This is a genomic window from Pseudovibrio denitrificans JCM 12308 (assembly GCF_001310815.1).
GTDB lineage: Bacteria > Pseudomonadota > Alphaproteobacteria > Rhizobiales > Stappiaceae > Pseudovibrio > Pseudovibrio denitrificans.
In genome coordinates this window covers 191,508-204,324 of the sequence record NZ_BAZK01000005.1, presented here as the reverse complement: position 1 = coordinate 204,324, position 12,817 = coordinate 191,508, and the positions used below count along the sequence as shown (strand labels likewise).

The window sequence follows — 12,817 nt, the reverse complement described above, 5'->3', positions numbered from 1 at the left end:
CTCCCGAATATAGCTGACACTGATATTTCAGAATACCGACTTTATGTCAGTTGCGCCGACACTATGTCGCGATTAATAAGTATTTTAACGGCACTCTTCCTGAAAGCCCGCTTTAAGGACCACCCATGCTCGACGCCACCGACCGCGAGATTATCGCGATCCTCTCCAAAGAAGCCCGTATCCCGATCAAAACACTGGCCGCACGCATCAACCTGTCCCGCAGTGCCACCAGCGAGCGCATCACGCGGCTGGAGAACAACGGCACAATCCGCGGCTACAGAGCAGACATCGGAGGCCTCGACCCAACACACATCTCTGCCTTCCTCTTCATCCGTCTCTCCCGCACACCCATGCGCGAAATTCTGGACGTATTGGCCGCATTCCCGGAAGTGAAGCGAGTGAGTTCTGTCAGTGGTGAGCTGGATCTGGTGGTTGAAGTGGTTGCTCCATCCATGGAAGTGCTGAATAACGTGCGCGATGCCATTGCCTCCACTGATGGCGTGAAAGATCTGACAACCACAGTCATTTTGCGGGATGAGTTTCAGCGCACCTGAAACGACAAAGGGCGCCGACTGCATGAAACAGTGAACGCCCTAAACCTTGAAATCAAATCGACCTGACTAGCGTGCCTGATCCAGCATACGCTTACATTCCAGCAGCTCAAACAGCGTGGATTGCAGACGATCAACATCGTCTTTGGAAAGACCAGGCGCAGCAGCCTCTTCCTTCTCAGAACCCATCAGGCGGTCCATGAAGCCAAAGGCACCATGTCCGCCTTTACCACCCGCCTCTGGTTCATCATCTGGCAACAAACCAGATGGCAGCGGCATTTGCGGCTCAGGTTCACTTTCAAGCGGAAGATCTGCCTGTGTCTCAACAGGTCGCTCAGCAACCCAATCTTCCTGAGGCTCATAAACATCCTGTGCAGGCGCCATCACAGCCTGAGCCACAGCGGCTTCCGCTGCACTGCGCACAGAATGATCAGAAACCTGGGATGGATCAGGAGCAACGCCTACAGGCGTGGAAGCGCTGGATGAGGTCGGGATGACAACGCCACCGCCCTCTTTCCAAACGTCCATAACGACGCGCACGCCTTGCTCTCGCAAAATACGTTGCACGCCTTTAATCGTATAGCCTTCCCCATAGAGCAAATGGCGAATACCGCGCAAAAGCTCAAGGTCGTCAGGTCTGTAGTAGCGGCGACCACCACCTCGTTTTAGAGGCCTGATCTGGGTAAACCGAGTTTCCCAGAACCGCAGAACGTGCTGCGGCAGATCCAGTTCGCTTGCTACTTCACTAATTGTTCGGAACGCGTCGGCGCTCTTCTCCACGATGCAGACCCTCTAAACCTTATTATTTTTGGGGCAGCAAATTAGCTGGCGCCCTCAACCAGTGCATCGTTGATGCGCTGCTTAAGAACATTGCTTGGCTTGAACACCATAACCCGGCGTGGAGAAATCGGAACTTCCTCGCCTGTTTTTGGGTTACGGCCAATGCGTTCACCTTTCGAGCGAACAACAAAAGAGCCAAAGCTAGACAGTTTGACAGACTCGCCATTTTCCAGGCTTGCAGAAATCTCTGCGAGCACCTGCTCGACGAGTTCGGCAGATTCAGTCCGAGATAGGCCGACCTTCTGGTAAACCGCTTCACATAAATCAGCGCGGGTTACAGTGTGACTACCCATTCCACCCTCCTCCGGTAAAGCCATGATCCGTAAGAATAAAGCTTGCTTTCAACAAGTTACGGTATGGCCAACCGGCGTCAGGGTCAACAGCTCATTTGCTAAGAATTGCAACCCTCTGGGGTTTTTTGCTGCTTTTTACCACTTAAGGAGCACTGAACCCCAGGTAAAGCCGCCGCCCATGGCTTCCAGCATGATCAGATCACCCTTTTTGACCTTGCCAGCTTTTACAATGCTGTCCAGTGCCAAAGGAATCGATGCCGCTGAAGTGTTGCCGTGTTGGGAAACTGTTTTCACTACCTTTTCAGGAGCGATTCCGAGTTTCTTGGCGGACGCATCAATAATGCGCTGGTTCGCCTGGTGCGGAACAAACCAGTCCAGATCTTCGCAGATGTGCCAGTGGCATCAAAGGCAGCTTCAATCACGTCGGTGACCATGCCAACCGCGTGCTTGAACACTTCTTTGCCCTGCATGCGCAGATGACCTGCTGTACCAGTGGTGGAAGGACCACCATCCACGTAAAGCTTCTCTTTGTGACGACCATCAGAACGCAGCTGACAGGTCAGAACGCCGCTCTCATCAATGGAAGGCTCACCTTCCTGCGCTTCCATCACAACAGCGCCAGCGCCATCGCCAAACAGAACACAGGTCGTGCGGTCTTCCCAGTCTAGAATGCGGGAGAAAGTCTCTGCGCCAATCACAAGCGCACGCTTTGCAAGACCGCCACGCAGATAGGCATCCGCAGTGGTCACAGCATAAACGAAGCCGGAGCACACAGCCTGAACATCAAACGCAAATCCGTGGTTGATGCCAAGCGCAGCCTGCACAGCAACAGCTGTTGCCGGGAAAGTGTTGTCAGGTGTGGAGGTTGCCAGAACGATCAGATCGATGTCCTGCGCATCAACACCGGCATTTTCCAGCGCAGCTTTGGCAGCATTCACTGCAAGGTGAGAGGTAAACTCGCCTTCTGCAGCAATGTGACGGTTCTTGATCCCGGTACGCTGAACGATCCACTCATCCGAAGTGTCAACAATCTCGGTAAGCTGCTGGTTAGTAAGTGCTTTCTCAGGCAGATAGCTGCCACAGCCCAAAAATACAGAGCGAAGTGCCTTCACTTTAAACCCTTCAGTTTTCTTCAGCCTCTGAGAAACGACCGCGATGGTAGTTTGCCAGATCGTCAGAGATCTTTTTAATCAGTTCATTCTTGGCCATATCGTAGGCCAGTTCAACGGCAGCAGCAAAACCTTCGGCATCTGTTCCACCATGGCTTTTGATCACAATGCCATTCAGCCCGAGGAACACACCGCCATTCACTTTACGTGGGTCCATCTTCGCGCGCAGACGTTCAAACGCACCGCGTGCAAAAAGATAACCAATCTTCGCCATGAGCGTACGACTCATAGCAGCTCGCAGATAGCCAGCAAACTGTTTTGCTGTGCCTTCCGCAGTCTTGAGCGCAATATTACCTGCAAAACCTTCGGTGACCACAACGTCAACCGTGCCCTTGCCGATGTCATCACCTTCAACAAAGCCGGAGTAAACAAGGTTTGGAGGAGAAAGGTCACGCAGCATTTTGCCTGCGGTCCGCACTTCCTCAACACCCTTCACTTCCTCAACGCCGATGTTGAGAAGACCAACTGTAGGCTGGCTGACACCATGAACAGAACGCGCCATCGCGCCGCCCAGAATTGCAAAATCAATCAGCTGCTGAGCATCCGCACCAATAGTCGCACCCACATCAAGAACGATGGATTCTCCGCGCAGTGTTGGCCAGATCGCAGCAATCGCAGGCCGCTCAATGCCAGACATGGTGCGCAGGCAGAACTTGGACATGGCCATCAGTGCGCCGGTGTTACCGGCAGAAACCGCAACATGAGCCTCAGAGTTCTTCACCGCAGCAATGGAGTTCCACATGGAAGACTTCCCGCGCCCCTTACGAAGGGCCTGGCTGGGCTTTTCATCCATTCCAATGGAAACATCACAGTGATGAACGACAGATGCCTGTTTCAGACGAGGGTATTCCTCGAGCATTGGCTCGATGACCTTGGCATCACCGAAAAGCAGGAACTCGATATTCGGGCAGCGCTGCAAAACCAGATCAGCACCTGGCAACACCACCTCAACACCGTAATCCCCTCCCATAGCATCAAGAGAAATACGTATTTTTTCAGACATTTCCAATTTCTTGCCTTGTCCCAACAAAGTCTGCCCTTGTATCGGCAGACCTTGGAATAGTTAAGAGCATTTTCCCTATGTTCAGTGGAAATGCGCGTCGCGAAGATACTCGATTATAAACGTCTCGCAACACCCACCTCCAAAAAACCTTTGCAGCAGTCTAACAATTACTTTTTGCCTTTAAGGGCCTCTAGCGCAGCAAAGGGAGAAGGCTTTTGCTCTTCATCCTGTTTTAGTTCTTCCTCTGGGTCCGGAGCATATTTCTCATCCATTTCAACCCCTTCAGCCCGAGGGAATGGATCAAGACCCAAAGCAAAATGTTCACAAATGACCGCTCCGAGATCCACCTGTGGCCCGTCGAAATAGTCCGGTGGATCGCTCTCATCAATATCCAGATCTACTTCCAAGGTATCATCGTCAGTGCGACGTCGCCCCCGGGAATCTTGCTCTGGCAAAAATGTACGGTCGAACTCTTCGTCCACCATGCAATCAACGGGTTCGAGTGTCACGACACATTGCTGGATGGCTTTGGCACGAATGTGACCACGCACGGCCAATCCATCACGGCGCCACGGGCGCACCTCAAGGTCCACATCCAGTTCTGGCAGCTCAAGCAGATCATAGGCTTTGGCGATTTGCGCCCGCTCGCTCTCATTCAAAGAGAGTTTCAGATGCTTGGTTTTGTTACCAAGACGCGTCGCATCAAATTGATAAGCCCACGGGTAATCAGTATCAGCCATTACTGGCGCTTTCCCTTATAAGTTCTGTTTTTGGAGCCACAAATTTGACGTCGCCCGCAAGAATTTCTGATGTAGGAAGGGCAGCAAGGCCTTCCACCGCTTCATGCATGTAATGAACCAGCGCCTTTATCGCAACTGCTTCCCCGCTCTGCCCATAGATGTTTCTCATAAAGGCCTCAAATAGAGCGGCATTGTCCTTGTTTTCCAAAGCTTGCATATAGCTGGTGGTACGGCCATAGAACGATTCGACCATAATCCGGACACGTTTGCGCACACCTTCATCGCCAATACCCAGCTCGCGCATGCTCTGGTCCATATCCTGAAAAAAATAATCGAATACAGCCTGTGCAAATTTTCGGGACGCCTTATCTTCGCCTCTTAACCGGTGAAAGACACAAAAAGCGTGCAAAACAATCATCTCGAAGCGACCTTCGCTCGTATCAGGTATACCATAGTGCTGATAAAACACTGGTAGTCGTGCCTGCGCGACGATCCGCTCGTAAGTTGTTCTGACGGATGTGTCTTTACGTCGACGGAAAAAACCGAAGATCATGGCACCTCTCTTGCGCTTGTCGAGTTACTTGTGTCCCTGCCACGTCGGTGGCATAAGCACAAGTCTGAATCTAAACCGCTTGCTTGCTGTATTTTGCCAGCATTTGCAAGCCAACAGGATGTTTGGAATGTTTGCATTTGCGCGCCGTACTGTGTTCCTTGCTTGTTTGAGCCTGCCACTTGCCGGCTGCTTCACCCAGACACTAACGCATGGCCAGGTGGTTTCACCTGATGCAATTCAAGATGTACAGGTCGGTTCCAGCCGTGAGCAGGTTGAACTTCTCCTTGGTAGCCCGTCCACAACATCTAATCTGGACGGTGAAGCTTACTATTATATCTCTCAAAAGAGCGAAACAGTGGCATTCTGGTCCCCATCCATCGTGGATCAGCGCGTTGTCGCAGTTTACTTTGATAAAGATGGTTACGTGAAATCTGTTGCTGACTACGGCATCGAAGACGGGAAGGTCTTTGATTACCTTGGCAGAAAAACACGCACCGGCGGTGCTGATTATGGTCTCCTGACGCAGATCCTGCGTGGAGCTGCAAACCCATCAATCGGCCTCTAAACTGCCTGCATTCACTTGAAAGAAACGGCGTCTCTCGCAGGCGCCGTTTTTTTGTGCGCAAACACCAGCAGAAAAAGCCCACACGTCAGTTCCCACCAAACTCTAAGTTTCACTCTTAAAATAACGCCGGTGTTATTGGAGGTTTGCTACATGTGATCCTGTATTGAGGAGTTATACGCATTCTGGCCGTCTTCTTCCGTGGTTTCTTCAAGGCCTCAACGACAAACGCGAAGTAAAATCATGACGCAAGCTTCTTCTCCCCTCAAAAGAATTACAGATATACGTCCCTCCGAAAACGCTCTCTTTGTCTACCTCACTCTTGTCACCGCAACCTATCTGATCTGGCTGGGCCTGCTGAAGTTCACAGCACCAGAACATCAGCAGATTGAGTTCTGGCTGGGCAACAGCCCGCTCTTCAGCTGGCTGGTTGCAGCCCTTGGCGCACCAGTGACAGGCGTTTTGATGGCCCTCTTTGAAGTTCCAGCCGGCATTCTGGTCCTGCTCGGTCTCAAAGATCGCCGTCTTGGCATCCTCGGCTGCCTGATGGCCATGCTGATCTTCCTGCTGAACTTCCTTTACCTGTTCACAAACCCCGTCTGGATGGACGCTCTTGGCGGCTTCCCGATCATCGGCTCAGGACAGAACCTCCTCAAGTACCTCTCCATGTTCGCCGTGCCCGCCTATATTCTGGGCCATCACATGCAGGCCGCGGGAAAAGACAAGACAGCTGGCTCCTTCAAAAAACTCGCCGTCTACGCAAGCTTTGCCGGTATTGCGCTGGTCATGGGCTGGATCGGTGCCATGAAGTTCTATGAGTTTGAAGCTCAGGGCATCGTCCGCTTGATGGAATCCAACGTGCTCTTCAGCTGGACCTATCAGGTCTGGGATGTGCAGGGCGCCTCCAACTTCATCGGCATTGTGGAATGGATCTTCCTCATTCTGCTGCTTTGCCTGCCATTCAACCGCTTCCTCGGTGGTCTGGGCGTTCTCGGCATTGCTGCCACAGCATTCGGCACTCTCACCTTCATGTTCTCCGTACCAGGTTGGGATGCAGACTCCTTCTTCCCTCTCCTCAACCGCACAGGCGTCTTTGTGCTGAAGGACCAGTTCCTCCTCGCAGCCGCCATCATCCTCTGGAAGAACTACTGATCAGAACATAATCTGAAAAACAGAATGAGCCGGAGCCTATGATCAGGCGCCGGCTTTTTTTGTGCGCGTGCAAACGTAGCCGACAGTCGTAATGACCTGCTGCCAGCTTCCCAATAGGCTGGATGAGACAGCAATCATATTGGAAACAAAGATGTTTGAGACATATCGCGGGATCGTTTATCCGCAGCACGAAGACCACATGGGGCACATGAATGTGGCGTGGTACACCTCCAAGTTTGACGAAGCCACCTGGCACATGCTCGCCTACATCGGCATCACACCCGCCTATATTCGCGAGAAAAACAAGGGCATGGCAGCTCTGGAAATCACCTACAAATACCTCGCTGAAGTCTCCGCAGGCGATCTGCTCGTCGTACGGTCCCAGATCAAAGAACTCCGCGATAAAACGATCCTCTTCCAACACACCATGTTTGAGGCAATCAACGACACCCCAGTCGCAACCATGCAGGCTGTTGGCGTGCACATGGACCGTGAAATCAGAAAGTCCTGCCCGTTCCCTCCGCACGTCAAAGAGCACTGCGAAACCTTACTTCTGGAACCAACAGCCTAAGCGACCACCTGAATTTTACTTAGCAGGTTTCAGATAGCAGCAGGCTAGAGAACAACCGACTATACTCACTCTATTGAGTGAAACTGAGTACGGCATGTAGCCCTGCTGCATACCGGAAGGATGCGGGCATATTCTTTGAAATCTGCGGCGTTTTTCGCAAAAAGGATGGGTTCCATCTTGAGCGTATTCCCGAAAAGCAGTTCCGGCTTTCGGTACGCTTTGAAGTGAAGACCTAGAGCGCGGCACGTGAATGCAAATGAACGTGACAAGCTCTAAAGGCTGGAGCATGCCGTGTGACCGGAGGAGGTCACGGGCTGTTCCGGAGTTTCTCTGTTTGCTGAGCCAGTTTAGGGGAACCTGCTTTTGCGAGCGTTCAAGATGCCTGTCCCACTCAAACGCAGGTCGTCAGTTCTATGGTGTATCGCGGTTGCCAGCACATGCCTGACACCCAGCACAGAACTACGCGCGCAAGACAGCAGCAACTGGCCGCTTGTCTGGGCTCAATGGCACAACAAAACCCGCGACTGGGGCGGCATCCGCACGGACCTCTCCGATAAAGGCCTCGACCTCGGCGTTCTCTACACGCAGGACGTCGCAGCTAACCCCGCAGGCGGCATGAAGCAAAGCCTGACCTATGGCGGTCGCCTGGAAGGCATGGCTAAGCTGGACTTTGACAAAATCTTTGGCATCAAAAACAGCAGCCTGCATTACATTATGTATCAAGGCCTGGGTCAGGGCCTGTCGCAGGAAGCCATTGGCAACGACTTCGGCGTGACGCAGATTTTCTCCAGCGACATCCTCGCCATCGCCAACCTCAGCCTTCAGCAAAAGCTCTACCATGATCAGGTCTACCTCTCCGCAGGCCGCCTTGCAGTGGGGGACATCTTCGCTCGCGATGATACATTCGCGTATTACCTCAACGGCGCCCTCAACAGCACGCCGGGTCAGCTCCTGATCAACCAGCCCGCTTTCACCACCTACCCCTTCAATACATGGGGAGTGGCTGGCACTTACACCTTCCCTGACAATCAGTATTTCGGCCTGGGTGTCTACGATGCCAACGTCGATGATCTGAACAACGCCGAACATGGCTTCAACTTCCGCTTTCAGCCAGAGGGCAATGTGCTGGTAGTTGGTCAGGTGGGCGTCAATCCGGGCAAGGATGATACAAGTCAGTTTCTTCCTGGCCACTATCAGCTCGGCGCCTATTACAACAGCGGCACCGTGGATGTGCTCGGCGATAGCACAGAAACACGAGAGGGCAACTGGGGACTTTATGGGATAGCCCGTCAGATGGTCTATCAGGAGGAAGGAGACCAGGGCTTGAGCCTTTGGGGCCTCTTCACCATGGCGCCCCAACAAGCCATCAACACCCAGCCCTACGGCGTCAGTGGCGGCTTCTTCTATCAGGGTCTGCTCCCCAACCGCGACGACGACGTCACCGCTGGCGCATTCATCCTCGGCTTTTACAGCGACAATCTCGTCAACCAATCCTACGAACTCGTCTTCGAATTCGCCCATCGTTACCAGTTCCGCGACTGGTCTTACCTCACGCTGGACTTCCAGTACGTGGTGAACCCTGCTGGCAACGACGACATCCCCGACGCTTGGGTCTTTGGAACAGAGTTTTCAGTAAAGTTCTGACCAGCTCTTACACGCACCAGAACAGCAAAAAGCCCGGCCTTTTCAGACCGGGCTTTTTAATCTCAAATCAGATCAAATTTAGTGTGCCAGAACTGCTAGAAGCAGAAGAGCAACGATGTTTGTGATCTTGATCATCGGGTTCACAGCTGGACCAGCAGTGTCCTTGTAAGGATCACCAACGGTATCACCTGTCACCGCAGCTTTGTGAGCATCAGAGCCCTTACCGCCGTGATTTCCGTCTTCGATGTACTTCTTCGCGTTATCCCACGCACCGCCACCAGCGGTCATGGAAAGCGCAACGAAGAGACCGGTCACGATCACACCCAGCAGCATCGCACCCAGGGATGCGAACGCATTCGCCTTACCTGCAATCGCGTTGATGACAAAGTAGATCACGATCGGAGACAGAACCGGCAGCAGAGAAGGAACAATCATTTCCTTGATCGCTGCTCTGGTCAGCATATCAACCGCACGGCCATAATCAGGGCGTTCTTCACCCTTCATGATGCCAGGCTTTTCTTTGAACTGACGACGAACTTCTTCAACCACCGCACCAGCGGCGCGGCCCACAGCGGTCATTGCAATACCGCCGAACAGGAATGGCAGAAGACCACCAAAGAACAGGCCAACCACCACATATGGGTTAGACAGTGAGAAGTCGATGGACGCCTCAGTCATGCCCTGGAAGTAGGTGAACTGATCAGAGTTCGCCACGAAGAACTTCAGATCCTCAGTGTAGGCTGTAAACAGCACCAGCGCACCAAGACCAGCAGAACCAATCGCGTAGCCTTTGGTCACAGCCTTTGTGGTGTTACCAACAGCATCCAGCGCATCGGTGGTGTCACGAACTTCCGCAGGCAGCTCAGCCATTTCAGCAATACCACCAGCGTTGTCCGTCACAGGACCAAACGCATCAAGCGCAACAACCATACCGGCCAGTGCCAGCATCGTAGTTACCGCAATCGCAATACCGAACAAACCGGCAAGCTGATAGGTCACGATAATACCAGCAATGATCACCAGCGCAGGCAGAGCTGTGGATTCCATGGAAACCGCCAGACCCTGAATGACGTTGGTACCATGACCAGTTTCAGAGGCCTTCGCGATTGCACGCACAGGACGGAAACCAGTACCGGTGTAGTACTCAGTGATCCAGATGATCAGGCCAGTGACAACAAGACCGGAAACGCCGCAAAGGAACAAGGCCATCGGCGTAAAGCTCAAGCCATTGCCCATTGTCAGCACTGTATCCATTCCGCCAAATACCCAGTGGGTCAGCGGATAAAGAATGATCAGTGAGATCACGGCTGTTGCAATGAAGCCTTTATACAGCGCACCCATAATGGAGTTGGAAGCACCAAGGCGAACAAAGAATGTACCGATGATGGAAGCTACGGAACAAACACCGCAGATCAGCATTGGATACAGCATCGCCGCCTGAAGGTCAGCAGTTCCGGCAAAGTAGATCGCTGCAAGAACCATGGTCGCAACCAGCGTCACAGCGTAGGTTTCAAACAAGTCAGCGGCCATACCAGCACAGTCACCAACGTTGTCACCCACGTTATCAGCAATGGTTGCAGGGTTGCGCGGATCATCCTCAGGAATACCGGCTTCCACCTTACCAACAAGGTCACCACCCACGTCTGCGCCTTTGGTGAAGATACCACCACCAAGACGGGCGAAGATAGAGATCAGGGATGCACCAAAGCCCAGAGCCACGAGCGCGTCAATCACGGTTCTGGAAGTTGGGTCCATACCCATAGGACCGGTGAGGATGAGGTAGTAAACGGAAACACCCAGAAGAGCGAGACCAGCCACAAACATCCCAGTGATGGCACCGGAGCGGAATGCAATAGAGAGCCCTGCCCCCAGGCTCTGGCTTGCAGCTTGTGCAGTGCGAACGTTTGCCCGTACGGAGACGAGCATTCCAATAAATCCTGCGGCGCCGGAAAGAACGGCACCAATAACAAATCCGATAGCTACAGTGATGGACAGCAGATAAGCAACGATTACGAAGATAACAACGCCAACAATTGCGACACTGGTGTACTGACGAGTGAGGTACGCCTGAGCGCCCTCTTGGATGGCACCAGCAATCTCCTGCATCTTCGCAGAGCCAGTGTCAGCAGCCATCACGCTTTGAATTGCCCAAATGCCGTAAACGACAGATAGCAAACCGCACGCAATGGTAACGATAAGTTCAGTCATATTTCCTCCCCTAAGGGTACCCTGCTACTTATGTGTGTGTTCGTAGCAAAATCCGCACTGCACTTGTGTAAATTAACGCACACAGTGACGGTATATACCTGTCACTATCCGTCAAGTTGCTTTTGCGCGGTAGTGGAAGGAAACACGTATGTTGAAAGGAGAGAAATTATTTGGAATTATTCAAACTTTAACTTCCCGTTTTTCAGTAAACATCAGTGACACAACAAGAATTAGACATAAGATAACGAACGGGAACACCATTAGGTTGACAGTTTCCCAACCAAACACGTTTAACAATTTCCCTGAGGAAAACGAGGCAGTTGCTACTAAACCAAAGACGAAGAAGTCGTTTATGGACTGGACTCTGTTTTGTTCTTCTGGTCGGTAAGTTTGCGTGAGCAAAGCCGATGCCCCGACGAAAGAAAAGTTCCAACCAAGTCCAAGTAAAATCAGGGAACTCCAGAAAATCCAACGTTCTAGTCCCGTAAGGCCAACCAGCGCGCACACTGCATAAAGCAGGAATCCAGCTCCGATAACAGCACCATGGCCGAATCGGCTGATCAAACTGCCCGTAATAAAGCTCGGTGCGAACATGGCAATCACGTGCCATTGGATGCCCAACGCCGCATCTGAGTTGGTTAACCCACATGCCACCATGGCCAGAGGCGCTGAGGTCATGATCAGGTTCATGATTGCGTAACTAATCATTCCACAACCGACCGCTACGAAGAACTTTTGTTGCTTCAAAATCTCCGAAAGCGGGCGTCCACGTTCATGCTTCTCTGCTTTCGGTGGCAGCGGTATTTCCAAAAACGCTACAAAAAACAAACCGATAAGCATCAAAACGCCCTGAGCAAGGTACGTTCCGACAAAAAGAAACGGCTCAAACATGCCTTGAGTAAGAATAACGGTCTGCGGACCAACCACACCCGCAAGAATCCCCCCGGTCAAAACCCAGGAAATCGCTTTGGGCTTAAAGGCAGGGCTTGCTGTATCAGCTGCCGCAAACCGCGCCTGCTGTGTAAAGGCCATCACAAACCCACTGCCCAAAGTGGAGATGCACAGCAGTATAAAGCTGCCGATGTAAGCAGCATAAGCGGCCAGCAAAGAACAAAGTACGCCAAACAACAAGGCTCCAACCAGCCCGGCACGCGCCCAAAGCTTCGCATAATCATGCCAGCAGGGAGCGTACCAATCGCCGTCCCAAGCACGAAAGCTGTCACCGGCAATGTGGCAAGCGACTTGTCATCAACCAGCAAAACAGAAGCAAGGATAGAAGTGGTCGCAAAAATAATCGGAGGCACACCACCAGCAAACGACTGGGCAAGCGCCAAAAGCAACGCATTGCGCTTTGCCAATCCGTCATCAATCAACGGAGCCGCCAGAGTATTTGCCATAATGTAAATCTTTCAAAGAATGCAGGAAGGAACCGACAGCCTAATCAATTCCACGTAATGAGCAACCACAGAGCTCACCAGATCATCTGCAACTTTGGGAGATATACGCACAACTCGATGAAAATACGTCATGC

13 protein-coding genes and 1 pseudogene are annotated in these 12,817 nt (G+C 52.3%); 5 read left to right on the top strand and 9 right to left on the bottom strand.

Features of this window, described 5'->3' with window-relative positions; genetic code table 11:
- Positions 1 to 125 precede the first annotated feature (125 nt).
- The gene (locus tag JCM12308_RS08070) at positions 126 to 554 is read left to right on the top strand and encodes an Lrp/AsnC family transcriptional regulator (RefSeq protein ID WP_008546341.1); all 429 of its coding nucleotides are present in this window, start codon (positions 126 to 128) and stop codon (positions 552 to 554) included.
- Between the two features lie 66 nt (positions 555 to 620).
- Here the strand turns inward: JCM12308_RS08070 and JCM12308_RS08065 are convergent, their stop codons facing one another.
- From JCM12308_RS08065 to JCM12308_RS08040, 6 genes and pseudogenes are all read right to left on the bottom strand, one after another.
- Positions 621 to 1,331 (bottom strand): MerR family transcriptional regulator, encoded by a 711-nt coding sequence (locus JCM12308_RS08065; RefSeq protein WP_054783393.1) that lies wholly within the window; start codon positions 1,329 to 1,331, stop codon positions 621 to 623.
- A 41-nt stretch (positions 1,332 to 1,372) separates the two neighbouring features.
- On the bottom strand, positions 1,373 to 1,684 hold the full coding sequence (locus tag JCM12308_RS08060) for an integration host factor subunit alpha (protein ID WP_008546564.1): 312 nt from the start codon (positions 1,682 to 1,684) through the stop codon (positions 1,373 to 1,375).
- A gap of 135 nt (positions 1,685 to 1,819) precedes the next feature.
- A pseudogene (locus tag JCM12308_RS08055) lies at positions 1,820 to 2,796 on the bottom strand (beta-ketoacyl-ACP synthase III).
- A gap of 10 nt (positions 2,797 to 2,806) precedes the next feature.
- The gene (gene plsX, locus JCM12308_RS08050; RefSeq protein WP_008546257.1) at positions 2,807 to 3,856 is read right to left on the bottom strand and encodes a phosphate acyltransferase PlsX; all 1,050 of its coding nucleotides are present in this window, start codon (positions 3,854 to 3,856) and stop codon (positions 2,807 to 2,809) included.
- A gap of 167 nt (positions 3,857 to 4,023) precedes the next feature.
- The gene (locus JCM12308_RS08045) at positions 4,024 to 4,596 is read right to left on the bottom strand and encodes a YceD family protein (RefSeq protein ID WP_054783392.1); all 573 of its coding nucleotides are present in this window, start codon (positions 4,594 to 4,596) and stop codon (positions 4,024 to 4,026) included.
- Positions 4,589 to 5,149, bottom strand: coding sequence for a ubiquinol-cytochrome C chaperone family protein (locus JCM12308_RS08040; protein ID WP_075697056.1), 561 nt, complete (start codon positions 5,147 to 5,149; stop codon positions 4,589 to 4,591). The genes JCM12308_RS08045 and JCM12308_RS08040 overlap by 8 nt, the downstream gene beginning before the upstream one ends.
- A 127-nt stretch (positions 5,150 to 5,276) precedes the next feature.
- On the opposite strand from JCM12308_RS08040, the gene JCM12308_RS08035 reads away from it, so the two are divergent.
- The 4 genes from JCM12308_RS08035 to JCM12308_RS08020 all read left to right on the top strand — a co-directional run bounded on the left by JCM12308_RS08035 (position 5,277) and on the right by JCM12308_RS08020 (position 9,078).
- Entirely contained in the window at positions 5,277 to 5,714 is a 438-nt protein-coding gene (locus JCM12308_RS08035) for an outer membrane protein assembly factor BamE (protein WP_008546731.1), read from the top strand.
- A 240-nt stretch (positions 5,715 to 5,954) separates the two neighbouring features.
- A complete protein-coding gene (locus tag JCM12308_RS08030; protein WP_054783391.1) occupies positions 5,955 to 6,863 on the top strand; it encodes a DUF417 family protein in 909 nt (302 codons plus the stop codon).
- Positions 6,864 to 7,014: 151 nt separating this feature from the next.
- The gene (locus JCM12308_RS08025; protein ID WP_054783459.1) at positions 7,015 to 7,434 is read left to right on the top strand and encodes an acyl-CoA thioesterase; all 420 of its coding nucleotides are present in this window, start codon (positions 7,015 to 7,017) and stop codon (positions 7,432 to 7,434) included.
- Positions 7,435 to 7,812: 378 nt separating this feature from the next.
- Positions 7,813 to 9,078: a carbohydrate porin gene (locus JCM12308_RS08020; RefSeq protein WP_054783390.1), complete on the top strand. Its 1,266-nt coding sequence runs from the start codon at positions 7,813 to 7,815 to the stop codon at positions 9,076 to 9,078.
- Between the two features lie 78 nt (positions 9,079 to 9,156).
- Here JCM12308_RS08020 and JCM12308_RS08015 read toward each other — a convergent pair whose 3' ends face one another.
- From JCM12308_RS08015 to JCM12308_RS32750, 3 genes are all read right to left on the bottom strand, one after another.
- Complete coding sequence (locus tag JCM12308_RS08015; RefSeq protein WP_054783389.1) at positions 9,157 to 11,286, bottom strand: sodium-translocating pyrophosphatase; 2,130 nt, start codon at positions 11,284 to 11,286, stop codon at positions 9,157 to 9,159.
- Between the two features lie 180 nt (positions 11,287 to 11,466).
- Positions 11,467 to 12,414, bottom strand: a complete 948-nt coding sequence (locus JCM12308_RS08010; RefSeq protein WP_306303327.1) for an MFS transporter — start codon at positions 12,412 to 12,414, stop codon at positions 11,467 to 11,469.
- Positions 12,318 to 12,683 carry a hypothetical protein gene (locus JCM12308_RS32750; RefSeq protein ID WP_306303326.1) on the bottom strand — a complete coding sequence of 122 codons (366 nt, stop codon included), beginning with the start codon at positions 12,681 to 12,683 and terminating at the stop codon, positions 12,318 to 12,320. Before JCM12308_RS32750 ends, JCM12308_RS08010 begins: the two co-directional genes overlap by 97 nt.
- Between the last annotated feature and the right edge of the window lie 134 nt (positions 12,684 to 12,817).